Source organism: Pseudosulfitobacter pseudonitzschiae (assembly GCF_002222635.1).
GTDB classification, from domain to species: Bacteria; Pseudomonadota; Alphaproteobacteria; order Rhodobacterales; family Rhodobacteraceae; genus Pseudosulfitobacter; species Pseudosulfitobacter pseudonitzschiae_A.
In genome coordinates this window covers 669,356-693,671 of the sequence record NZ_CP022415.1, presented here as the reverse complement: position 1 = coordinate 693,671, position 24,316 = coordinate 669,356, and the positions used below count along the sequence as shown (strand labels likewise).

Here is a 24,316-nt window from a genome sequence, read left to right as displayed (position 1 = left end):
CGTCCTGATGGCTCAACAAAAACTCTATGCCGGTGCCAAGCTGCGCGAAGTGCGCACCCGCATCGGCATGACGCAAAAGCATTTCGCGGCCAAGCTGGGCGTGTCCCTGCCCTATCTCAACCAGATGGAAAACAACAACCGGCCCGTCAGCACCACCGTGGTGCTGGCGCTGGCGCAAGAATTCGGGCTGGACGTGACCGAGCTGAGCACCGGAGACAGCGAACGGCTGGTGTCCGACATGCGCGAAGCGCTGGCCGATCCGGTGTTTTCAGGCGACATGCCACCGCTGGCCGATCTTCGGCTGGCGGCGTCGAACGCGCCGGCGCTGGCACATGCATTCATCGAATTGCACCGCAGCTATCGCCAAACCCACGAGCGGCTGGCGTCCCTTGACGAAGCGTTGGGTCGCGAAGATGCCCGCGCCCGCCCGAGCCCGTGGGAAGAGGTGCGGGATTTCTTTCACTATTGCGACAACTACATCGACGCCGTCGACCGCGCCGCCGAACATTTCGCCACCGCCGAGGGCCGCCCCGGCAACATCCGTGTTGCGGTGATTGCAGGGCTGGGCAATGCGGGCGTGACTGTGCAGTTCACCGATATGGACCTGATCCGGTCCTATGATGCGGACACAAAAAACCTGCAGATTTCTTCGCGGCTGTCGCCTGAAACGCAGACCTTCCAGATGCTGTTGCAACTGGCGCTGGTGCGTCAGAATGCACTGCTCGAGGCGACGTTGGATCTGGCGCGGTTCCAATCCTCGGAGGCACGAGCCATAGCCAAGATCGGGCTGGCCAACTATTACGCGGGGGCCACGTTGATGCCTTATGGCCCGTTCCTGCAAGCGGCGCAGGACTGCCGCCACGACATCGAAATTCTGGCCAGCCGCTTTGGTGCGTCGATCGAACAGGTGGTGCACCGTCTGTCCACAATGCAGCGACCGGGGGCCAAGGGGATTCCGTTTTTCTTTGTCCGTGTCGATCAGGCAGGCACCATCACCAAACGCCATTCAGCGACGCGGCTGCAATTCGCACGTTTTGGTGGGGCCTGTCCGCTGTGGAATGTCCACCGCGCGTTCGAGCAGCCGGGCCAGTTCCTGCGGCAGCTGGCCGAGACGCCGGACGGGGTGCGCTATATCAACCTTGCACGCGATGTGTCGAAACCTGCAGGCCGGTTCGGCGCGCCGGTGCGGCGGTTCGCCATCGCACTGGGGTGCGAAGTCAGTCATGCCAGCGCGCTGGTCTATGCGGACGGGCTGGACCTGACGCGCGATGATACGTTCGAGCCCATCGGGATTTCCTGCCGGATTTGCGAGCGCAAGCAGTGCCACCAGCGGTCGGTGCCACCGCTGGAGCGGCAGTTGCGCGTTGATCCCGATACGCGCGATGTGTTGCCCTATCAGGTGGGTTAACGCCGCGCCGGCCGCCAACCTGCTGCGCGCGCTTGGGCCGCCGAACAGAACCAGCGTTCGCCGCGCGTGGTGTCGATGCCGGTGCGATCGTAAAACTCTTGCCCCGGAACGTGGAAGATGCGGCCGTTCTTTGAAATGTTGCCCTTGATCACGCAGGCAGGATCGGGCGGCGTGCGCCCATTGGCACGCAGCGTGCGGAATTGGCCGGGGGATTGCACGCGCATGGCGTGCAGGCCGCGATTGTTTACGGCGGCGCCTTTTTCGTCCAGCACATAGGCGGTGGAATAGCGGGTATAGGCAAAGGCAAGGCAAAGGCTGACGATCTCTTGCCCCATGTCCACATCGCCCACAAAACAGCGTGCAACGGTGCGATCATAGCGATCCAGTTCGACCGGCGCGCATCTGGCCAGCCGGTTCTGGAACAGATCACGGACCTGTTCGGTGGCCCAAAGACCGCATTGATAGGCGACGCCCTGCCCCGTCAGACATTCCTGATCCACCTCGGGCGCGTCGATACCGTGCAGGCGCACGCGGGTGGTGCCCACGTCGATGGTATCGGCGTCAATGACCCGCACGGGGCCGGAAAATTCCCCGGCTGCCGCAAGCGGCGAGGTCAACGCTGCCGCAAGCGGCAAGGCCAGAAGAACGAACGGGGTACAAAGTCTTAACATTTGGTTAATTAGTCGGGGCAGCGCCCCGACTTCAACCAAAATCGCGCCGAAAAATTAACGCTGCTGCGTTTCCCAATCGGGGTGAATCCACGGCGCGTCGTTCACCGCAGGCAGGCTGCGCCCGAGGATGTGATCGGCCATCTTCTCGCCGGTCATGATCGACGGGCCATTCAGGTTGCCATTGGTGATCCGCGGGAAAATGCTACTGTCCACCACGCGCAAACCCTCAACCCCGATCACGCGGCCTTGGGCGTCGACCACGGCCATCGGATCGTCGCGACTGCCCATTTTGCAGGTACCGCACGGGTGATAGGCGCTTTCGACTTCGTCGCGGATAAAATCGTCCAGTTCGTCGTCGGTCTGCACGTCGGCACCCGGCTGGATTTCATGTTTGAAGTAGGGCTTGAACGCCTCTTGCGCAAAAATCTCGCGGGTCAGACGGATGCAGGTGCGGAAATCCTCCCAGTCCTTGGGGTCGGACATATAATTGAACAGGATATTTGGCGCATCTGCCGGATCGCTTGATGCCAAAGTGACCGCCCCGCGCGAGGCGGACCGCATGGGACCGACATGCGCCTGAAACCCGTGACCTTCGGCGGCGGCGGTGCCGTCATAGCGCACCGCCATCGGTAGAAAATGATATTGGATGTCGGGATACTGCACCCCCGCCTTGCTGCGGATGAAGGCGGCGCTTTCGAACTGGTTCGACGTGCCCAGACCGGTTTTTGAGAACAGCCATTGCGCCCCGATCCGTGCCTTGGAAAACAGGTTCCAATAGCGGTAGAGCGTGATTTTCTTCAACGATGCCACTTGCAGATAGAGTTCAAGATGGTCTTGCAGGTTCTGGCCCACGCCCGCGCGGTCGGCCACCACGTCGATGCCATGTTCGGCCAGATGGGCAGCGGGGCCGATGCCCGACAGCATCAGGATCTTGGGCGAGTTGATCGTCGAGGCGGCGATAATTACCTCGCGACCTGCGCGCACGATTTTGCCACCGGCCAGTTGAACACCTGTGGCGCGGCCCTCTTCCATCACGACCTTTTCGACCAGCCCGCGCATCAGCGTGCATTTTTCATGCTTCAGCGCAGGGCGCAGATAGGCGTTGGCGGCAGACCAGCGGCGGCCCCGCCAGACGGTTTGCTCCATCGGGCCAAAGCCCTCTTGTTTCTCGCCGTTGTAATCACCGGTGACCTGATAGCCGGCCTGCTGGCCAGCATCGACAAAGGCCTGGAACAGCGGGTTCTTGCGCGGACCGCGCGACACATGCAGCGGCCCGTCGGTGCCGCGCCATGCCGGATCGCCGCCGTGGCCGTTCGCGTGCCAGCTTTCCATACGTTTAAAATAGGGCAGCACATCGGAATAGCCCCAGCCTTCGGCGCCGCTGTCGCGCCAGTGGTCATAGTCCATTGCGTGGCCGCGCACATAGACCATGCCGTTGATGCTGGACGATCCGCCGACAACCTTGCCGCGCGGGGTGGCCAGACGGCGGCCCTTCAGGTGCGGTTCGGGCTGCGATTGAAAACCCCAGTCGTACATCGACATATTCATCGGATAGCTGAGCGCTGCGGGCATCTGGATGAAAGGGCCCGCGTCGGTGCCACCGTGTTCGATGACCAGCACGGATTTGCCCGCCTCGGCCAAACGGTAGGCCACAGCGCAACCCGCGCTGCCCGCGCCTACGATGATGTAATCGGCGTCCATCAGAAGGGAGCCTCCATATCGTCCATGCGCACAAAGACCGATTTCACCTGAGAGTAATGTTCGATCGCGGCCTTGGAGTTTTCGCGGCCCACGCCCGATGCCTTGACCCCGCCAAAGGGTGCTTCGACCGGTGCATCGTTGTAGGTGTTGATATAGCAGGTGCCTGCCTCGAACCCTGCGGCGACGCGGTGGGCGCGGGTCAGGTCGTTGGTGAACACACCGGCGGCAAGGCCGAATTCGGTGTCATTGGCCCGCGCCATCACCTCGGCTTCGTCTTCGAAGTCCAGCACCGCCATGACGGGGCCAAAGATTTCCTCGCGGGCGATGGCCATGTCGTCAGTGACGTCGGCAAAAACGGTGGGCTGAATCCAGAAACCGGGCTGGTCGATGCGGTTGCCACCATAGGCCAGACGTGCGCCTTCGGCTTTGCCCTTGGCGATGTAGCTGTCGACGATGTCGATCTGGCGCTGGCTGACCATCGGGCCAAAGCTGGTGTCGGGGTCCATCGGATCACCGATCACCGCGTTGTCCAAACGCTCGGACAGACGTTTCAGGAAGGCGTCCTTGATGCCCTTCTGGACGAACACGCGGGTGCCGTTCGAACAGACCTGACCGGTAGAATAGAAATTGGCCATGATTGCGCCGCTGACGGCGTTTTCCAGATTGGCGTCGTCAAAGATGACGAGGGGGGATTTGCCGCCCAGTTCCATCGTGACGTGTTTCATGCCAGCCGCAGCGGCGGCATAGACCTTGCGGCCCGTGGGCACCGATCCTGTCAGCGACACTTTGTTCACGCGCGGATCGACGACCAGTGCGGCACCGACATCGCCCAAGCCCTGAACGACGTTGTAAAGCCCTGCGGGCAGGCCTGCCTCGTGCAGGATCTCGGCCATTTTCAGCGCTGACAGCGGTGTGGTTTCGGACGGTTTGAACACCATCGCATTGCCGCAGGCCAGCGCCGGGGCGCCCTTCCAGCAGGCAATTTGCGTGGGATAGTTCCATGCGCCGATGCCGACGCAGACGCCCAGCGCCTCGCGGATGGTATAGACCCAGTTGCCGTCGCCCAGTGCAATATGCTCTCCGGTCAGGCTGGCGGCCAGACCGCCGAAATATTCCAGCGCGTCGGCGCCGCTGGTGGCGTCGGCCACCGAGGTTTCCTGATAGGGTTTGCCGGTGTCGTAGGTTTCCAGAATGCTCAGGTCGTGGTTGCGTTCGCGGATCATGTCCGCGGCACGACGCAGGATGCGGCCCCGTTCGGTGCCGGACATGGCGGCCCATGCCGGCTGGGCTGCACGCGCCGCGTCAAGTGCCTGATTGATGATGTCGGGGGTTGCCGAATGCATTTTCGCGATCACCTCGCCGGTGGCGGGATAGATCACGTCAAAGGCTTCTCCGCCGGTATCTTCGACGTATTGACCGTTGATGAAGTGACTGGCAGCGGGTTGGGTTTGCATTCGGGAGCCTCTTGAAATTGAAAGGGCAGTCCGGCCCGCATCACGCAGGCCGGACCACCGTTGGGTTCGGGTTATTCGGCCGGAAGGGGCCGTGTTTTGGTCATGTCGGAAATCGTGTCACGTTTACCGATCACATAGATCAGGCAGGCGACATACAGCCCGATGACAACGGTGCCGACCCACTGGATCTGCAACCACTGCCCTTGGAACAGCAGGGTCAGGACAAACAGCAAGGCTGCGTTGCCCAGCACATATTGCACCTTGCCATAGCGGTCCGACGTCAGGTTCAGGTTGTCGGTGTAAAGCCGGATCAGCGAGTCAAACGAGTTGATGACAAACAGGATGCCCACAACGGTCATCGACCAGTTGACCAGTCCGGTCATGTCGATGGCGTTCTGGTGGTAGAAGTAGGCCACCGAGAACCAGATCACCAGCGGGATCGACGGGAACACCAGCAGCGATGCCAGCAGTTGCCATGTCTTCAGCCCGCCGACAAAGCGCGAGGTGAACTGCCCGATCATGATCGACCAAGCGAACCACCAGAACAGATAGAACTCGTGGTATTCGGTCAGCGGGATCACAAACTTGTGGATATTACTGAAGTAGCCGCCCACAAGGCTGACGTTATCGACAAATTGGCCACCCGACATGCCTGCGTTGATGAACATGCCGATGATCAGCGCAAAGAAGATCAGCGTTGATCCGACCGACAGGATTTTCACATATCTGATGTCGGTCGAGGAATAGGACGCGGCAAGGATCACAAGGAAACAGATCACGTAGAACGCAGGAATGACCGTTTCGCCATCGCCCATCTGCGGGATGTAATAGGGCATGTAGATCAGGAACAGCGCACCGGTGAACGCACAGGTTGTGATGATGACGAGGTTGTTGATCAGCTTGACGATGCCGTGGTCAAAGAACTTGACCCGTGGCTCGATCGCGCAAAAGTAAAAGGCGGTCAGGAAGTAGAACGACCAGATCAGAAAGCCCCAGAAACCGAATTCAAGCGCCAGCGGGTTGGTGAACCCATAGGCCGGTTCGGTCGCGACATCCGCATACAGCGGAAAGTCGAAAGCGATGGGAAACATGATCAGCCCCACGTCCAGACCGGACGTGAACAGAATCGCAATAAAGGTGAACAGGTTGACGGGGTCAGGCCCCACCAACCGCAAGTTCCACCACTTGATCGTGCAGAAGATCACCAGCGCGAACGCCAGCAGAACTCCGAATGAGATGATATAGGTTAACATTGGTCCCTCCGAATTGGCCTGTTTGGCCCTAGTTTACGTGCCGCCAGCTTATTCTTTTTTGGCGTTTCACGCTACTGCGCCGCGATTTCACTCGCCGCGCGGGTATCTTGCGTTTTCTTCCACCACATTCAGGTCCATGTGATTGCGCATATAGCGCTCGGACGCTTTTTGCAGCGGTTGATAATCCCAAGGATAATATCCGCCCTGACGCAGTGCCTCGTAGACCACCCAGCGGCGGGCCTGACTTTTGCGCACATCGGCGTCGAAGCGGTCCAGATCCCAGCGAGTATCGGCCAGCTTGCGGAACTCCTCCAGCGTTGTCGCATGGGCGGGGTCTGCGGCCAGATTGGTCAGCTCGTGCGGGTCGGCGTCCAGATCAAAAAGCTGGTCGGGGTCGAGCGCGCAGCGGTTGTATTTCCATTTGTCCGACCGCAACGACACCATCGGCGCATAGGAGGCTTCGGCGGCGTATTCCATCGCGACGGGTTCGGTGCGCGTGGCCCCCTGCCCTTGTGGCACGAGGCTGATGCCGGTGGTCCAGGGTGCGACTTCGGACATCGAGACACCGGCCAGATCGCACAGCGTCGGGCAGACGTCGATATTGCTGACGGGTTCGGTCACAAGGCCCGGTTCCATCTGCGGGGCGCTGATCATCATCGGCACGCGGGACGATCCTTCGTAGAAGGACATCTTGAACCACAGGCCACGGTTGCCCAGCATGTCACCGTGGTCCGAGACGAACATAATGATCGCCTCTTGACGGGTACCTTCCAGCGCTTCCATCACTTCGCCGATCTTGTCGTCCAGATAGCTGATGTTGGCAAAATAGGCGCGGCGCGAGCGGCGCACGTTTTCGTCCGAGATGTCAAAGCTGCGCCAGTCGTTGGCGTCAAAGATGCGTTTCGAATGGGCGTCCTGTTCGTCATAGGGGATCGGGGCGACTTCGGGCATCAGGTGCTCGCAGTCCTCGTAGAGATCCCAATATTTCTTGCGCGCGACATAGGGATCGTGCGGGTGGGTAAAGCTGACGGTCAGGCACCACGGGCGTGCATCGTGACGGCGGCCAAGGTCATAGACCTTGCGGGTGGCGTGATAGGCCACCTCGTCGTCATACTCCATCTGGTTGGTGATCTCGGCCACGCCCGATCCCGTGACCGACCCCATGTTGTGATACCACCATTCGATCCGTTCGCCCGGTTTGCGGTAATCGGGTGTCCAGCCGAAATCAGGCGGGTAAACGTCGGTGGTCAGACGCTCCTCGAAGCCGTGCAGCTGATCGGGGCCGACAAAGTGCATCTTGCCCGACAGGCAGGTGTGATAGCCCGCGCGGCGCAGGTGATGCGCATAGGTGGGGATGGACGATTGAAACTCGGCCGCATTGTCATAGACGCCTGTGTCGCTGGGCAATTGCCCCGACATGAACGCCGCCCGTCCGGGTGCACACAGCGGAGACGCGGTATAAGCGCTGCGAAACCGCGTGCTGCGGGCCGCAAGTTTTTTGATATTGGGCGCATGCAGCCAATCGGCGGGACCGTCGGGAAATAACGTGCCGTTCAACTGGTCGACCATAAAGATCAGAATGTTGGGCTGTTTAGCTGGGGTCTCGGTCATGGCTGCCTCTCGATCAGGGTGTTCAGGGTACGCAAGGCGGCAGCGCAGGCGTCTTGGTCATCGCTGCCCGACAGGGCCGCGCGCAAATAAAGCCCGTCGATCAGGGCCGCCATGGTTTCGGCATCATGCACCGGATCGGCGCTGACACCGCGCAGCGCGTGCGTCAGGTTCGAGCGTAACCGGCGCTGGTAGAGATGCAGCAATTGCAGCGTATCGGGGTGCGACGCGGCGCGTCCGTAGAATGTCATCCACGCACTGATGGTGGCGGGGGCAAAACACGACTGCGCAAAGCTGCCGCGCACGATGGCGGCGGCGCGGTCCGCGTGACAGGTGGTTTCGGCCAGGGCTGCGCGCACTTCTGTGGCATATTCGGTCAGGATATGGCGCATGGCCGCCAGAAATATCTGATCCTTGCCGCCGAAATAGTGATGCGCCAGCGCACTGGACATGCCGGCCCGACGGGCAATCTGCCCCACAGTCACATCCAGCGACCCTGCGGCCCCGATCTCGGCTATGGTGGCCTGCACCAAGGCGGCGCGTCTGATTGGTTCCATTCCCAATTTGGGCACGGGCTATCCCCCACTTGCTATGGGGGCAAATGATCGGGGATTTTTACTGACTAGTCAATCAATAAAGGAAATTACACCTTGGTCGCGTTGATCGTGGGTGTGATCGGGCGGCGTTTCAGCTGCGCCTCGCGCCATGTGATAAATGTGACCGAGGCAAGGATCAGCACCCCGCCCAGCACCACCCAGATGTCCACCGGCTCGTTGAACACCAGCAGGCCCAAGAGCGTGGCCCAGACCAGTTGCAGGAAGGTAATCGGCTGTGTCACCGTCACCGGCGCGGCGGCAAAGGCCAGTGTCATGGTGAAATGTCCGGCTTGGGCGAACAGTGCCACGCAGGTCAGCACCCCAAGCTGGCCCCAAGTGGGCGTCACCCAGTCCAGCGCGGCCAGCGGGGCCAGTCCGATGGTCACAAACACCGTCAGCATGAACAGGATCACCGTCGGCCTGACCTCGTCGGACATGATCTTGGCCAGCAGATACGACCCCGAAAACACCATCGCTGCCAGCAACATGGCGATATGACCGTTGGCGACCTCGCGAAAGCCCGGACGCAGGATCACCGCCGCGCCCACCAGCGCCACGATCACCGCGAAGATGCGCCGCGCCGCCAGACGCTCGCCCAAAAACAGCGCGGCCCCGATCGAGACAAAGACCGGCGCAAGATAGTTGATCGCTGTCAGCTCTGCGATGGGAATACGCGTCATGGCATAGAACCACAGCGCCACACCGATCGAATGGAACAGCCCGCGAAAGGTGAACAGCTTCCACTGGCGCGGCGTCAGATTGGCGCGGCGCACATCGCCCAGCATCGGGATCAGAAACGCGATGCCCAGCAAATACCGCAAGAACGCGGCCTGCGCGGGTGGCATTCCCGGCCCCATCGACTTGACCAATGCTGTCACGGCGACAAAACACAGCCCCGTCAACAGCATCCACAGAATGCCCGTCATGGGGCGCGGTTCTTGTCCATCCATCATGCGTGTATCAATGCGGAAGCGCACAGGGACGTGCAAGGGGCTATGCGCGGTGTTTGGCGAATTGGGCAGGTCAGAGCGTTGAGCACGCTTGATTTTTGCGCGCGCGGCGCAGACCGTCAGGCAGACGCAAGCGCGCTTGTCACCGATTGCACCAGTGCGTTCGCATTCTGTGTGCCGTCCAGCCGCAGCACCGGAGCGGTTTGGGTCTGGAGCCAGCTTTCATGTTGCGCCAGATTGCGCCCGCTAAATGTCGGATCGTCATAGCGCGCCGCCCAGTTCCGAAAGGCCAGATGTGCTGCGTGCATATCACCGCCCGGCAGGATGCGTGCGCCGTGGCGCTGTGACTCTCTGGCGTTCAGACGCTGCATGCGCACCGCTGTGGGGGTTTTCACAAACACAATCAGATCAACCTGATCGACAAGGGATTCTCCCCAGCCGATAAACGACCCCGACAGAACCCAGCCATTGGTTCTGGCCTGATCGGACCTGATTAGCCGGACGCGCTCTTCCGGCGGGCGTTTGGTGGTGTAGGGCGGGTCGGTCGGCAGCCAGTAGTAATCGTCGACGTCCAGTTGCGGCACATCCATCTGTCTCGACAGCAGATCGCCCAGCGTGGACACACCAGCGCAAGACGCCCCGAGAATATACAGTTTCAATTGTCCAGCCATATCGTCACCGCGCAATACGACGCCGAAATATCACGCCAAAGCCGCCCTCGCAACGGCGGGCTGCGGCCTTACATCAAGATCAGTTTCACCGCGATGGCCCACATGGTCAGCGCGATCAGCACGTCCAGCACCTGCCAGCTGCGTGGATTGGCAAACAGGGGGCGCAACCGCCGTGCGCCATAGCCCAGCGAAAAGAAAAATACGAAACTGGCGGTGACCGCCCCTGCCCCGAAGGCCAGCTTGTCCGGATACTGCGCCGAGATCGCGCCCAGCAGCATCAGCGTGTCCAGATAGACATGCGGGTTCAGCCATGTCAGCGCCAGTACCACCAGAAGCGTGGCGCGCAGCGACCCGCCGCGCGTGTCGGCGGCGTCCAGTGACTGACCGCCGCGCCACGCACTGAGCGCATTCCGCCAGCCGTACCACAACAAGAACGCCGCCCCGAACCAGCGCATCACCGTTTCCAGCCATGGCACCGCCTCGGCCATTGCACCAAAGCCTGCCACGCCCGCGCTGATCAGCAGCGCGTCGGACAGCGCACAGGTCAGGCAGACCCAGAACACATGCGCCTGCATCAAGCCCTGACGCAGCACAAAGGCATTCTGCGCGCCAATTGCCAAAATCAGGGAAAACCCCAGATAAAACCCCGGTAGAAACGATGTCATGAGATGTCTTTCCGAACTCTGCGTTGCAGGTGTTTAGTGCGACGGCACCTCCTGCGCAAACCGCAGATTTCAATCACCGCTGCGTGATACCCGTCATTTTTGTGTTACAAATCGGCGTTCCGGTCTTGGCGTGGCCAGAGTCTTGCACCATATGCACAAGACTTGACCAATAAAGGAACACCAAGATGTCCGCCCCGATCCATAGCCTCGATCTGACCACATCCGACTTCGACATGATCGAAAGCGCTTTGGAAACGCAGGAAAAGATACTTGCCGTTCAGGCCCGCGCCGGTGGCGATGCGGCCAACGACCGTCTGACAGCCCTGCGTTCGGTGATGCGCCGCTTGCGCCGCCAACGCCGCCAGCCCGCCGTTTCCCTAAGCTGGGGCAGCATTGCACGCGGCCTGTTTTGCAACAAAAACGCCGCCCCGTCGACGGAGCGGCGCACAGATGTGGCAGGCGGTTGCTTGGGTTACTCTTCGCCCAGCTGATCCATCACCTCGTCAGAGGCTTCAAAGTTGGCGGTGACGCGCTGCACGTCGTCATCGTCTTCCAAAGCGTCAATCAGCTTCATCAGTTTTTGCATGCTTTCCAGATCCATCTCGGTGGTGACTGTGGGCTTCCACACCAGCCGTGTGGCGTCGCTTTCGCCCAGTTCGGCCTCGAGCGCTGTAGACACCTCGTTCAGGTCGGTGTCGGCGCACCAGATGACGTGCCCGTCTTCGGTGCTTTCCACGTCTTCGGCGCCCGCCTCGATGGCGGCCATCATCACCGTGTCGGCGTCACCGATCGACGCAGGATAGACCACCTCGCCCTTGCGATCGAACATAAAGCCGACGCTGCCGGTTTCGCCCAGATTGCCGCCGTTCTTGGTGAACGTCGAGCGCACGACAGATGCCGTGCGGTTGCGGTTGTCGGTCATCGCCTCGACGATCACCGCGACACCGTTGGGGCCGTAACCCTCATACCGGATTTCTTCGTAGTCTTCGCTGTCGCCGCCTTGGGATTTCTTGATCGCACGGTCGATCACGTCCTTGGGCACGGACACCGATTTCGCCTCTTTGATCGCCAGACGCAAACGCGGGTTCTTGTCGGGATCGGGGTCGCCCATCTTGGCGGCCACGGTGATTTCCTTGGACATCTTTGAAAACACCTTGGCGCGCAGTTTGTCCTGACGCCCCTTGCGGTGCTGGATATTCGCCCATTTTGAGTGGCCTGCCATAACGCCTCCGATTTGCAACTGACATGCGCCGCCGCGCGGCTTTTCCGGCTGCTATAGTGCACCACGCGGGTGGGCCGCAAGCCTTGGCAAACGAGGGGGCCGGTCCCGTTCGCATGGTTACAGGCAAGGCGCGTCCGCAGCGGCGGGCAACGCGCCAACCCGCTGGCCCCACTCATAAGGCCGCCGAATACCACTGGCCGTGACCATGCCGCCGTTCTAGGTTGCCGCGCATGACAACAGATCAAATCATCCTCTTCACGCTTTTCGGAGCCGTCTTTGGGCTGCTGCTCTGGGGCCGTTTCCGCTATGACCTTGTGGCCTTTGCCGCCCTGATGACCGGCGTCGTGCTGGGCGTGGTCCCGGAAAAAGACGCATTTTCCGGATTTGGGCATCCCGCGACCCTGATCGTGGCGCTGGTGCTGGTGGTGTCGACGGGGCTGGTCCGCTCTGGCGCTGTGTTGTTGATCACCCGCACGCTGATCGACTCGGGCCGCAGCCTGGGCGCGCATATCACCATCATGGGAGCTGTTGGCGGTGTGCTGTCGGCATTTATGAACAATGTCGCAGCACTGGCCCTGCTGATGCCGGTTGATATCCAAACATCGCGAAAGGCAGGTCGCCAGCCGGGCCTGAGCCTGATGCCCTTGAGCTTTGCCACCATTCTGGGCGGTATGGCCACGCTGATCGGCACACCGCCCAACATCATCATCGCCTCGATCCGGCAGGAATCGTTGGGCGCGCCGTTCAGCATGTTCGACTTTGCCCCCGTGGGCGGAATCGCGGCCATTGCCGGCCTGATCTTTGTGGCACTGATCGGGTGGCGGTTGATCCCCACACGCGCTGACGCCACGCTGAACAAGGAAGACATTTCGCAATACATCGCCGAGTTGATCGTGCCCGACGAAAGCAAGCTGGTCGGCCAGCGTATCGCCGAGTTGCAAGAGGCCGCCGATGGTGCCGATGTGGCCATCCTCGGGCTGATCCGTGACGGCAAGCGGCGCTATGGTTCGTCGCGCAACGTGGCGCTGCAAGCCGGTGACGCGCTGGTGATCGAGGCGACACCGGATGCGCTGGACGAATTCCGCTCGACGCTGAACCTGAAACTTGCCGATGCCGACCGCGAAGAGCGTCTGAACGCCGATGGCGAAGGCGTCGAGATCATCGAAGTCGTGGTGCCCGAAGCCTCGCGGTTGAATGGACGTTCCGCGCAAACCGTGGGGCTGGCATGGCGCCAGCGCACCGTGCTGCTGGGCATTTCCCGTCAGGGCCGCAAGATCACATCCGAACTGCGCAAAACCGAGTTACAGGCCGGTGACATCCTGTTGCTGCTGGTGCCGCGCGACACGGCGGGCCACGTCACCGACTGGCTGGGCGTGCTGCCGCTGGCAGATCGCGGTCTGGCGGTCACCGAAAACTCCAAGGTCTGGCTGGCCATCGGGCTGTTCGCCGGTGCTGTTGCTGCCGCCAGCTTCGGGCTGGTCTACCTGCCTGTTGCCTTGGGGCTTGTGGTCACCGCCTATGTTCTGACGCGCATCGTGCCCCTGTCCGAACTTTACACCCATATCGAATGGCCGGTGATCGTGCTGCTGGGGTCGATGATACCGCTGGGCGCGGCACTTGAGACATCCGGCGGCACCCAGCTGATTTCGGGCGCGTTGGTGAACCTGACCGATGGTATGCCCGCGTGGGTGGTGCTGAGCGTGCTGATGGTGGTCACCATGACCCTGTCGGACGTGCTGAACAACACCGCCACCACCATCGTCGCGGCTCCTGTGGGCATCCAGATGGCGCAGACGCTGGGTGTGTCGCCCGATCCGTTCCTGATGGCGGTCGCGGTGGCGGCCTCTTCGGCGTTTCTGACGCCGATCGGGCACAAGAACAACACGCTGATCCTTGGTCCCGGCGGCTATCGCTTTGGCGATTACTGGCGGATGGGGCTGCCGCTGGAGGTTATCGTGATCTGCGTGTCGATCCCGTCGATCCTGTTCTTCTGGCCGCTGTAGCACACGCAGGAAAAGGCTGGCATCAAGGCGCGCTCCACGGTTACGCTTGTTCTCAGGGAGAGCATCATGGAACACGCAGACGCCATTATTGTGGGCGCGGGTCTGGCGGGCCTTGCCGCTGCGGCCGAGCTGGGCGACCGGGGCAAGCGGGTGATTGTCGTTGATCAGGAACCGCGCAGCGGTCTGGGGGGACAGGCGTTCTGGTCCCTTGGCGGGCTGTTCATGGTCAACACCCCCGAACAGCGCCGCATGGGCATCCGAGACAGCCGTGATCTGGCGTTGGGCGACTGGATGGGCAGCGCGCAGTTTGATCGCCCCGAAGATGCGTGGCCGCGCAAATGGGCCGAGGCCTATATCGACTTTGCCGCAGGCGAGATGCGTCCGTGGCTGCACAAGATGGGCCTGCGCTGGTTTCCGGTGGTGGGCTGGGCCGAACGCGGCGGCGGTTTTGCCGACGGGCACGGCAATTCTGTGCCGCGCTTTCACATCACATGGGGCACCGGCCCCGGCACGCTGGAACACTTCACCCGCCGCTGTCTGGAGCACGAAGGCGCAGGGCTGATCGTGTTCAGGTTCCGCCATCAAGTGGACCGCATCGACATGACCAACGGTGCGGCAACCGGTGTGTCCGGCACGGTGCTGACAGACGACCCCGCCCCGCGCGGGGTATCCACCAACCGTGACCCTGCGGGGGATTTTGCGTTCAAGGCCGCCTCGGTCATCGTTACATCGGGCGGCATCGGTGGCAATTTCGAGATGGTGCGCAAGGCATGGCCCACCGACCGGCTTGGCCCCGCACCCGAGCAGATGATCGCAGGTGTGCCCGCGCATGTGGATGGCCGCATGATCGCCATTTCCGAGCAGGCAGGCGGCCACGTCATCAACGGCGACCGTATGTGGCACTATACCGAAGGGGTCAGGAACTGGAATCCGATCTGGCCCGCTCACGGCATCCGTATCCTGCCGGGGCCGTCGTCGATGTGGTTCGACGCCACCGGCAAACGCTTTGCGCCGCCCGCCCTGCCCGGTTTTGACAGCATGGGCACCCTGCGTGCGATTCTGGCCACAGGATATGACTACAGCTGGTTCGTGCTGACCCAGAAGATCATCAAAAAGGAATTCGCCCTGTCGGGGTCCGAACAGAACCCCGATTTTACCAGCGGCAGTTGGCGCGAGGTGATCCGCCAGCGCATCCTGTCCGGCAAACGCGCCACTGGCCCCGTAGAGGCGTTCAAGGAACATGGTGCCGATTTCGTTGTGGCTGACGATCTGGACACGCTGGTTGCAGGCATGAACCGCATCGCAAAGGTGCCGCTGGACCCTGCCGCCCTGCGCGCCCAGATCGCGGCGCGCGACGCGCAGGTGGACAATGCGTTTTCCAAAGATGCGCAGATGATGGCAATACATGCAGCCCGCCACTATCGCGGCGACAGGCTGATCCGCACAGCGAAACCGCACAGGTTTCTTGATCCGGCAAATGGCCCGCTGATCGCGGTCAAACTGCATGTCCTGACGCGCAAAACGCTGGGTGGGCTGCAAACCAACCTGGACAGCCAGATGATTGGCGCGGATGGCGCACCGGTTCCGGGTCTATTTGCAGCGGGCGAAGTGGCAGGCTTTGGCGGCGGCGGCTATCACGGTTACAACGCGCTGGAGGGCACGTTTCTGGGGGGCTGCATCTTTTCGGGGCGCAACGCGGGGCGGTCGCAGGCGATTGGCTAGGCGCGAACGCTCAGATCTTGCCGTTGGCCGACAGCAATACCGCGATGGGGCGTGCCGACGGAATTTCGGTCAGCACGATCACCAGACTTGCCGTCAGCGGAACCGCCAGCAACGCGCCGGGCAAGCCCCAGAGCGTGCTCCAGAATGCCAGCGCCAGAAGCACGACAAAGGGGCTGAGGTTGAACGCCCGCCCCATCATGCGCGGTTCAAGATAGGCCCCGACCACAACCTGCGCCGTTGTCAGCGCCACCAGTACCGTTGCCGTCATGCTTAGCGTACCAAATTGCGCAAGGCTGAGCAGGACCGGAAACAGCACCCCAATGAGCGAGCCGATATAGGGGATATAGTTCAAAAAGGCGATCAGCACCGCCCAGAACAGGGCAAATTCGATCCCCAGCAGCAGCATGATCACATAGGAAATGGCCCCAAGGATCACGTTCAACGTGGTCTTGACGAGCAGGTATTGCCCAATCCGCTCGTTGATCCGCGACAGCACTGAAATCGCGCGGCCACCGGCCTCTTCTCCGCCCATGGCCATAACCACTTTGCGTGTCATCGCCCCCCGTTCTGCGATGAAAAAGCTGGCATAGAGCACAACAAGAAACAGCGTGGTTCCAAAACCGCGCAAGGACAGCAGCGCGGGCGCAATCCATGACCGGAAATCAATCTGATCCAACGTGACGCTGCGCACGTTGGCCCATGTCGGTTCGTCTTCGATCCCCAACAGGCTGGCGTTGCGGGTGATCAGGTTTTCAAGGTTTTGCTCATAGCGCGGCAGCACTGCGGCCACCTGCGCCAGATTGTTTATGACCAGAATGAACAGCAAGATCACAAACAGGGCAAACACCACAAGGATCATGCCGCGCCGCACCAAATCCGGCAGACGGCCCAATATGGGCAGTTGTTTCATGCTCTCGGCTGCGGCCAACAGGATATAGACAGAGATCACCGAGGCCAGCACCGGCAGCAACACCGGCTTGCCGATCCACAGCAGCCATCCCAGCATCAACGTCAGCGCGGTTCCGTAGGTTACGTTTCGCATTGTTTTCCCGTCTTTCCCGACATCTATTGGACCGGCGACCCCGTCGCGCACACTTACAACGGCCACATGTACGGAATGATCGCCGACGCCAGCACGCCCACGCTCAGGTTCAGCGGGATGCCAACCCGCATGAAATCGGTGAACTTGTAGCCGCCGGGGCCATAAACCAGCATATTCGTCTGATAGCCGATGGGCGTGGCAAAGGACGCGCTGGCCGCCACCATCACCGCCACCACCAGCGCGCGCGGATCAATGCCCAGTGCCGCGCCCAGGCCGATGACAATCGGCGTCATCACCACCGCCACCGCATTGTTGCTGACCAGTTCGGTCAGCACGCTGGTCAGCAGATAGATCGACCAGATGATAAAGAAGGGCGGCAAATCACCGATCAGAGGCGCGATCGCGTTGGCAATCAACGCCACAGCGCCCGACGCTTCAAGCGCGGCGCCAATTGCCAGCATGGAAAAGATCAGCGCCAGCAGGCTGCCGTCGATAAATTCGAACGCCTCGTCTGCGTCGATACAGCGCGTGATCAGCACCAGCGCCACGGCCAGCACACTCAGCAGCAGGATCGGAGCCACACCAAAGGCCGCCAGTGCGACGATACCGATCAACGCGCCCACGGCAATCGGCGCGTGGCCGCGCCGGAACGCGCGGCTTGAGGGGTGCGAGACATCGACCATATCCATATCCGATGCCAGCCGCGCGATGTCTTCCTGCGCGCCTTCCAGCAGCAGCGTATCGCCCACACGCACCACCAGATCGTCCAGTTGTTGGCCGATGTTCTGGTTCCGCCGGTGTACCGCCAGCGTATAAACGCCATAGCGACGCCGCAGCCGCATAGACCCCAGCGAACGCCCGATCATCTTGCAGCCCGGCGTGATCAGCACCTCGACCGTCTGGGTTTCCACCGCAGACACCTGATCCACGCGCTTGAGTTCCTTGTTGCTTTGCAGGCTTAGCAATTCCGTCATCTGCGTGCGCAAAACCACACGGTCGCCCACCTGCAGGGTCACGGCGGTCAGATTGCGCCGCAGCGACAGGTCGCCACGCACAACGTCGATCAGCCGCACCCCTTCGCGCTTGAACAATTGAACGCCCGACACCTCGCGCCCGATCAGGTTGCTTTCGGGGGGGATCACGGCCTCGGTGAAAAACTTCATCTTGCGCTTGTCGCTGAGCAGATTGGCCATGCTGTCGCGGTCGGGCAGCAGCCACGGCGCGACGTACCGCAGATAGATCATGCCCCAGACCACCAGTATCGCACCCAGTGGCGTCACCTCGAAAATCGAAAACGGCGCCATCCCGTTGGCCCGCGCCGAGCCGTCCACCAGCAGGTTGGTAGATGTCCCGATCAGGGTCAGCGTTCCGCCAAGGATCGCCGCATAGCTCAGCGGGATCAACAGCTTGGACGGGCTCATACCCATCGTTTTGGAGATTTGCATAAACACGGGAATCATCACGACAACCACCGGCGTATTGCTGACGATCGCGCTTGCACCAACCACAAAGGCCATCAGCAATCCAATGGCCAGCGCCGGATTGGTACGCGCATGGCGGCTGGCAAGACCGGTGAACGCATCCAGTGCGCCGGTGCGCACAAGTGCGCCCATGATGATGAACATCGCCGCAATCGTCCACGGCGCAGGGTTGGCCAGAACCAACCGCGCGGCTTCATAAGGCAGTACACCGGTGATCAGCATCACGGCCGCCCCCGCAATCGCCACAACTTCGGTCGGAAAGGTCTCGCGCAGGAACATGATGAACATGATCCCGACAATCGTCAGTGTCAAAACCGCACTGCCGGTCTGCGAAAGTTGGAAAAGGCCCATATGTGGCGGCTCTACCTTGTGAAAATGCCCGTTGGACACTTTTGCCGATCACGCGCAGGGCTGCAAGCACATGCGTGTGCCCGACGCTTGTCAGATCAACAAAGTGGACAAATCACCGCACCAACGCCCGGTTGTCAGGCAATCGGTGCAGGACCCGCAGGCGGCAGTCGCCCACCCTGACGGACCATTTCGATCCGCGTGGCCTTGCCGGTCTTGTCGTCAGTCTCGATATAGACGCCCGACAGGGTCACCTCGCCCAACGCAGGCGAGAACCGCTCTTTGGGCATGCCGGTGATGAAACGGCGCAACGGTTCGTCGCGCTGCATGCCGATCACGCTATCGTAATCGCCGCACATGCCCGCATCGGTCAGATAGGCGGTGCCCTTGCGCAAGATCATCGCATCCGCCGTCGGCACATGCGTATGCGTGCCCACCACCAGCGACGCGCGCCCGTCGCACCAATGCCCCATCGCCATCTTCTCGCTGGTCGCCTCGCAATGGAAATCGACAATCACCGCTGACGCCTGACCGCCCAGAGGGTGGGTGCGGAACACCGCCTCGGTGGCCGAGAACGGATCATCAAACGGGCGTTTCATAAATACCTGCCCCAGCGCCTGACAAACCAGAACCTTGCGCCCGCCGCGTGCCTCGAACAGACGCGCGCCCTTACCGGGGGCCGATTTGGAAAAGTTCAACGGACGGATGATACGCGGCTCTGCCTCACAGAACTGCAACATATCCTTCTGGTCGAACGCGTGATCGCCCAGCGTCACGCAATCCGCTCCGGCCTCAAGGATCGCGCGCGCGTGCGCCGCCGACAGCCCCATTCCAGAGGTTGCGTTTTCGCCGTTGACCACGACAAAATCCAGTTTCCACGCCGCACGCAGCTTCGGAAGCCCGTCTGACACCGCCTGCCGACCTGCGCGGCCCATCACATCGCCTAAGAACAATATTTTCATGCGCCCTCTTATGCGTCCCGACAGCCCCCGAACAAGCCCCCCACCTTCTTTTGGCCAAAAATATCCTGGGGGAGCGCCAAAGGCGCGGGGGCAAAGCCCCCTCGGCCACTCTCTCAGAAGGTGATCACGCCTGCTTCGGTGACGATCATGTCCAACGGTTGGTCCGTCGGTTCCAATGGCAGCGCGTCCGCTTCTTGCGCGGCAAAGGCAAAGCCCACAGCCAGCACCGGACCACGCGCACGCAACCGTTCCAGCGTGCGGTCGTAAAATCCGCCCCCATAGCCCAACCGTCCGCCGCGCCGGTCGAAGGCGACCAGCGGCACTATTACAATCTGCGGCACCATCCACGCATCGGCCGCGGGCACGCGCGCACCGAACGGCCCGTCGCGCAGGAGCATGTCGGGTTCCCAGACCGAGAACTGCAACGGTAGCCCCGCCCCTTGGATCACCGGCACGCCCACAGGGCCATAGGCCGATGCTTCGGCCATCGCAGGCAGCGGATCAATTTCGGTGCGGATAGGAACGTAGCCAGCCAGCGGCACACCGCGATGCCCCGCCAACAATTCCGACAACACGCCACAGGCTGCGGGGGCCGCCGCCGCAAAGGCCGCCTTGCGTCGGGCAAAAGCCGCCGTGCGCGCCGCCGCCTTTTGCGCCTCAAGCGTCACAGCAAGACCGCCGCCGCCAGCCCGAGGAAGGCAAAAAAGCCGACCACATCGGTCACAGTCGTCACAAAGGCGCCCGAGGCCAGCGCGGGGTCCACACCCACACGGTCGAGGATCACCGGAATCACCGTTCCCGCAAAGCCGGCAACCACCATGTTCACCACCATCGCCGCAGCGATCACATAGCCCAGCGCAGGCGATCCGAACCAGATCAGCCCGACCACGCCCATAACCACCGCGAACAATATGCCATTGACCAGCCCCACCAGCACCTCGCGCCGGATCACCCGCCAGACGTTGCTACCGGTAAGGTCTTTGGTCGCAATCGCGCGCACCGCCACGGTCAGCGACTGGGTGCCCGCGTTGCCGCCCATCGACGCCACGATGGGCATCAGCACGGCCAGCGCCACGATCTGCGCAATTGCCATTTCGAATTGCGCAATCACCAGCGACGCGGCAATCGAGGTCACAAGGTTGACCGCCAGCCACGGCATCCGCCGTTTGGTAGTCTCGACCACACGATCCGACAGCGACCCCTCACCGACACCGGCCAGACGCATGATGTCTTCTTCGTGTTCCTCGTCCAGAACGGCCATCGCGTCGTCGATGGTGATCAGACCGATCAGGCGGCCTTCGTCATCGACAACGGGGGCCGAGATCAGGTGGTACTGGTTGAACGCATAGGCCACGTCGCTTTCGGCCTGTGTGGCCGGTATCACCTGAAATGTCGGCTCCACGATGTCCAGCAGCGGCACCTCGCGGCGCGAGCGCATCAACTTGCCCAGCGTTACGTTTCCAACAGGGTGCAGACGCGGATCAACCACGACGATATGATAGAACTGGTCCGGCAGATCCTCTTCGGAAGAGTTGCGCAAATGGTCGATGGCGTCGCCCACGGTCCAGTGTTCGGGAGCCATCACCACTTCGCGCTGCATCAAGCGACCGGCGGAAAATTCGGGGTAGGACAGCGCCTGCTGCACGGCCAGCCTGTCGGCATCTTCAAGCGCGTCAAGGATCGCACCCTGCTGGGTGTCGTCCATGTCTTCGACCAGATCGACCACATCGTCGCTGTCCAGATCGCGCACCGCCTGCGTCAACACCTGTGGTGTCAGCACCGCAATCACTTCGTCGCGAATGCTTTCGTCCAGTTCCGACAGGATATCACCGTCGAATTCACGGTCGTACAGCCGGATCAGCCGCGTGCGGTCAAAGGCGTTCACCTGTTCCAGAAGGTCGGCGATGTCCGCCGGGTGCAGCGGTTCCATCAACTCGATCAGTTTGGCCTGATCCTCGATGTCCACCGCATAAAGAATCGCACTGACCGCTTTGCGGTCCAGTTCGTATGCCTCGTCAGAGCGCTCTTCTTCGATCTTGGCTTCTTCCTTGATCGGTTCGAATTCGTCTGACATGGCCCGGCCCCCGTAATGCGTCCGCGACAATAGGCGCGGGTGTTCTGGTACACAATGGTGCGGCAAGACCAAAGGTCAATTTACCTTTTGTGACCACCCGCTTATCGTGCGCCACATGAGCAAGCAAATCCTTTTGACCGGCCATGTGCTGAAGACCACCGGCGACCCGTTTGCCGACGCGGACGCGGTGCAGATCCATGCCGGACACGGCGTGCTGATCGAGGGCAACCACATTGCGGCAACCGGCCCCGCCGATCGGCTGCGTGCGCAGGCCCCGCAGGCCGAGGTGCATGATCACGCCAACCGACTGATCCTGCCCGGTTTTGTCGATGCGCACGTGCATTACCCGCAAACCGCCATCATCGCCAGCTGGGGCAAGCGGCTGATCGACTGGCTGAACACCTATACTTTCCCCGAAGAATCCCGCTTTGGCGATACGGATTACGCAGCCAGGGTCTCGGGCGACTATCTTGATCTGGCGCTGGCGCACGGCACCACTACGATGTGTTCCTTTGCCACCATCCACCCCGCATCCGTCGATGCGTTTTTCGAGGCAGCCGCGGCGCGCGACATGCGCGTCGTGGCCGGCAAGACCTGCATGGACCGCAACGCCCCCGACACCCTGCGCGACACCGCGCAAAGTGCCTATGACGACAGCAAGGCGCTGCTGACCCGCTGGCACGGCACGGGCCGCGCGCACTATGCAATCACACCGCGGTTTTCGCCCACGTCGACCCCCGAACAGCTTGAGGCGCTTGGCGCGCTTTGGGCCGAGCATCCCGATTGCCTAATGCAGACGCATCTGTCGGAACAAGTCGACGAGATTGCATGGGTGCGCGACCTCTATCCGCAAGCCCGCGATTATCTGGACACCTACGAAGCGCGCGGGCTATTGGGCGCGCACGGTGTTTATGGTCACGCGATCCACATGGAGCCGCGCGAGATTGACCGCTTGGCAGAAGTGGGTGCCGCAGTGGTGCATTGCCCGACCTCGAACACCTTTATCGGGTCGGGGCTGATGGATCTGGCGGGGCTGGCTGCGCGCGGCATCGCGATCGGGCTGGCAACGGACACCGGCGGCGGGTCTTCGTTTTCGATGCTGCGCACAATGGCTGCCGCCTATGAGATCGGCCAGTTGCGCGGCACCCCGCTGCACGCGCGGCATTTGCTGTGGCTGGCCACCGCAGGATCGGCGCGCAGCCTGCACTTGCACGACCGCATCGGCACGTTGGCAGCCGGATATGAGGCGGATATTTGCGTGCTCGACCTTGCCTCGACGCCTGCCATCGCGCAGCGGGCGGCAAATGTGTCAGACATCTGGGAGGCAGTGTTTGCCACCATCATGATGGGTGACGACCGCGCGGTGGCGCAGGTTTGGGTGAACGGGCGGGTTGTGACCTAAGGCACGCGACCGCGCAGGCCCACCGGAATGCGGCGTGGTGTGATCATCCGGAAAACCGCATCCGCAGTTGCGAGTGATTTTCACTTTCAAAGTCAATCACTTGAGCTTTTAAGGCGCAGTCTTTATCAGATGCGCAAAGCGCAACGAGGATTCCCGTCATGTCGACGATCAAGCTTGCGATTGGCAGTATCTTCATAGGCTTCGCCGTTCTGGGGCTGAAAACACTCGCCTATTGGATGACTGGCTCGGTTGCGCTTTTGTCGGATGCGCTGGAAAGCACGGTCAATGTGGCGACCGCCTTTGCCGCCCTGATTGCCATCCGCGTTGCGGCCAAGCCTGCGGACGCCGATCACCCCTATGGCCATCACAAGGCCGAATTTTTCAGTGCTGTGCTTGAAGGGGTGATGATTATCCTTGCCGCACTTTTGATCCTGCGCGAGGCATTTCAGGGCTTTATGACCCCCGCCGCACTGGATGCGCCCGTCGAAGGGCTTTTGGTGAATTTGGGGGCCACTGTCATCAACGGCCTGTGGGCGTGGGTGCTGATCTCGAACGGGCGCAAACATAAATCCCCTGCTTTGGTCGCTGACGGCAAACATCTGGTAACCGATGTTCTGACTTCGATTGGCGTGGCGGTTGGCGTGCTTTTGGCGGTTGCGACCGGATGGTGGATTCTGGACCCGATCCTTGCCTCGCTGGTGGCCGTCAACATTCTGTGGTCGGGTTGGAAAATCGTTCGGGAATCGCTGAGCGGTTTGATGGATGAAGCGGTGTCGGAAACCATGATGAACCGCATCCACGAAGTCATCGCCTCGGAGGCCAATGGCGCGATGGAGGCGCATGATCTGCGCACACGCCACGCCGGTTCAGCCATTTTTATCGACTTCCACCTTGTGGTGCCCGGAGAGACGACAGTGTTCGAAGCCCATGAAATCTGTGACCGGATCGAAAAAGCACTTAAAGAGACGCTGGAGGTCACGCATATCGCCATCCACGTCGAGCCAGAGCACAAGGCCAAAGAATCCGGCGCGCTGATTCTGGATTTGTAACGACGGCCCGAAGGTCAGGCCGTGCGCCTTGAAT

At 61.5% G+C, this 24,316-nt stretch carries 21 protein-coding genes; 6 read left to right on the top strand and 15 right to left on the bottom strand.

Annotation, left to right across the window (positions count from 1 at the left end; all coding sequences use genetic code 11):
• Positions 1-7: 7 nt before the first annotated feature.
• Positions 8-1,408 (top strand): helix-turn-helix domain-containing protein, encoded by a 1,401-nt coding sequence (locus tag SULPSESMR1_RS03235; RefSeq protein ID WP_089419539.1) that lies wholly within the window; start codon positions 8-10, stop codon positions 1,406-1,408.
• Here SULPSESMR1_RS03235 and SULPSESMR1_RS03230 read toward each other — a convergent pair.
• The 9 genes from SULPSESMR1_RS03230 to SULPSESMR1_RS03190 all read right to left on the bottom strand — a co-directional run bounded on the left by SULPSESMR1_RS03230 (position 1,405) and on the right by SULPSESMR1_RS03190 (position 10,977).
• Positions 1,405-2,079 (bottom strand): thermonuclease family protein, encoded by a 675-nt coding sequence (locus SULPSESMR1_RS03230; protein WP_089419538.1) that lies wholly within the window; start codon positions 2,077-2,079, stop codon positions 1,405-1,407. The two genes, SULPSESMR1_RS03235 and SULPSESMR1_RS03230, sit on opposite strands and share 4 nt — an antisense overlap.
• A gap of 54 nt (positions 2,080-2,133) precedes the next feature.
• Positions 2,134-3,780: a choline dehydrogenase gene (gene betA / locus SULPSESMR1_RS03225; RefSeq protein WP_089419537.1), complete on the bottom strand. Its 1,647-nt coding sequence runs from the start codon at positions 3,778-3,780 to the stop codon at positions 2,134-2,136.
• The gene (gene betB / locus SULPSESMR1_RS03220) at positions 3,780-5,234 is read right to left on the bottom strand and encodes a betaine-aldehyde dehydrogenase (RefSeq protein ID WP_089419536.1); all 1,455 of its coding nucleotides are present in this window, start codon (positions 5,232-5,234) and stop codon (positions 3,780-3,782) included. The genes betA and betB overlap by 1 nt, the downstream gene beginning before the upstream one ends.
• Before the next feature lie 71 nt (positions 5,235-5,305).
• Complete coding sequence (locus SULPSESMR1_RS03215) at positions 5,306-6,487, bottom strand: choline transporter (protein WP_089419535.1); 1,182 nt, start codon at positions 6,485-6,487, stop codon at positions 5,306-5,308.
• A gap of 87 nt (positions 6,488-6,574) precedes the next feature.
• Positions 6,575-8,098: a choline-sulfatase gene (gene betC / locus SULPSESMR1_RS03210; RefSeq protein ID WP_089419534.1), complete on the bottom strand. Its 1,524-nt coding sequence runs from the start codon at positions 8,096-8,098 to the stop codon at positions 6,575-6,577.
• Positions 8,095-8,667 (bottom strand): choline-binding transcriptional repressor BetI, encoded by a 573-nt coding sequence (betI, locus tag SULPSESMR1_RS03205; RefSeq protein WP_089419533.1) that lies wholly within the window; start codon positions 8,665-8,667, stop codon positions 8,095-8,097. Before betI ends, betC begins: the two co-directional genes overlap by 4 nt.
• 71 nt (positions 8,668-8,738) lie before the next feature.
• A complete protein-coding gene (locus SULPSESMR1_RS03200; RefSeq protein WP_240311280.1) occupies positions 8,739-9,644 on the bottom strand; it encodes a DMT family transporter in 906 nt (301 codons plus the stop codon).
• 116 nt (positions 9,645-9,760) lie between these two features.
• Positions 9,761-10,312: an ATP-binding protein gene (locus tag SULPSESMR1_RS03195; protein ID WP_089422107.1), complete on the bottom strand. Its 552-nt coding sequence runs from the start codon at positions 10,310-10,312 to the stop codon at positions 9,761-9,763.
• 68 nt (positions 10,313-10,380) lie between these two features.
• A complete protein-coding gene (locus SULPSESMR1_RS03190; RefSeq protein WP_089419532.1) occupies positions 10,381-10,977 on the bottom strand; it encodes a LysE/ArgO family amino acid transporter in 597 nt (198 codons plus the stop codon).
• A gap of 185 nt (positions 10,978-11,162) precedes the next feature.
• Here SULPSESMR1_RS03190 and SULPSESMR1_RS03185 point away from each other — a divergent pair, with 185 nt between their 5' ends.
• Entirely contained in the window at positions 11,163-11,468 is a 306-nt protein-coding gene (locus SULPSESMR1_RS03185) for a hypothetical protein (RefSeq protein WP_089419531.1), read from the top strand.
• Here the strand turns inward: SULPSESMR1_RS03185 and SULPSESMR1_RS03180 are convergent.
• Positions 11,450-12,199: a YebC/PmpR family DNA-binding transcriptional regulator gene (locus SULPSESMR1_RS03180; protein ID WP_089419530.1), complete on the bottom strand. Its 750-nt coding sequence runs from the start codon at positions 12,197-12,199 to the stop codon at positions 11,450-11,452. The two genes, SULPSESMR1_RS03185 and SULPSESMR1_RS03180, sit on opposite strands and share 19 nt — an antisense overlap.
• A 230-nt stretch (positions 12,200-12,429) precedes the next feature.
• On the opposite strand from SULPSESMR1_RS03180, the gene SULPSESMR1_RS03175 reads away from it, so the two are divergent.
• A complete protein-coding gene (locus tag SULPSESMR1_RS03175) occupies positions 12,430-14,202 on the top strand; it encodes an SLC13 family permease (RefSeq protein WP_089419529.1) in 1,773 nt (590 codons plus the stop codon).
• Positions 14,203-14,268: 66 nt separating this feature from the next.
• Positions 14,269-15,924 carry an FAD-binding dehydrogenase gene (locus SULPSESMR1_RS03170; protein WP_089419528.1) on the top strand — a complete coding sequence of 552 codons (1,656 nt, stop codon included), beginning with the start codon at positions 14,269-14,271 and terminating at the stop codon, positions 15,922-15,924.
• A gap of 10 nt (positions 15,925-15,934) precedes the next feature.
• Here the strand turns inward: SULPSESMR1_RS03170 and SULPSESMR1_RS03165 are convergent, their stop codons facing one another.
• The 5 genes from SULPSESMR1_RS03165 to mgtE all read right to left on the bottom strand — a co-directional run bounded on the left by SULPSESMR1_RS03165 (position 15,935) and on the right by mgtE (position 21,831).
• Entirely contained in the window at positions 15,935-16,966 is a 1,032-nt protein-coding gene (locus SULPSESMR1_RS03165; protein WP_089419527.1) for an AI-2E family transporter, read from the bottom strand.
• Positions 16,967-17,019: 53 nt separating this feature from the next.
• Positions 17,020-18,798 carry an SLC13 family permease gene (locus tag SULPSESMR1_RS03160; RefSeq protein WP_089419526.1) on the bottom strand — a complete coding sequence of 593 codons (1,779 nt, stop codon included), beginning with the start codon at positions 18,796-18,798 and terminating at the stop codon, positions 17,020-17,022.
• A gap of 134 nt (positions 18,799-18,932) precedes the next feature.
• On the bottom strand, positions 18,933-19,757 hold the full coding sequence (locus SULPSESMR1_RS03155) for a TIGR00282 family metallophosphoesterase (protein ID WP_089419525.1): 825 nt from the start codon (positions 19,755-19,757) through the stop codon (positions 18,933-18,935).
• A gap of 113 nt (positions 19,758-19,870) precedes the next feature.
• Complete coding sequence (locus tag SULPSESMR1_RS03150) at positions 19,871-20,425, bottom strand: 5-formyltetrahydrofolate cyclo-ligase (protein ID WP_089419524.1); 555 nt, start codon at positions 20,423-20,425, stop codon at positions 19,871-19,873.
• Entirely contained in the window at positions 20,422-21,831 is a 1,410-nt protein-coding gene (mgtE, locus tag SULPSESMR1_RS03145) for a magnesium transporter (RefSeq protein WP_089419523.1), read from the bottom strand. Before mgtE ends, SULPSESMR1_RS03150 begins: the two co-directional genes overlap by 4 nt.
• 115 nt (positions 21,832-21,946) lie before the next feature.
• Between mgtE and guaD the strand changes: the two genes are divergently transcribed.
• Positions 21,947-23,233: a guanine deaminase gene (gene guaD, locus SULPSESMR1_RS03140; protein ID WP_089419522.1), complete on the top strand. Its 1,287-nt coding sequence runs from the start codon at positions 21,947-21,949 to the stop codon at positions 23,231-23,233.
• A gap of 158 nt (positions 23,234-23,391) precedes the next feature.
• Entirely contained in the window at positions 23,392-24,282 is an 891-nt protein-coding gene (locus tag SULPSESMR1_RS03135) for a cation diffusion facilitator family transporter (RefSeq protein ID WP_089419521.1), read from the top strand.
• Positions 24,283-24,316 lie beyond the last annotated feature (34 nt).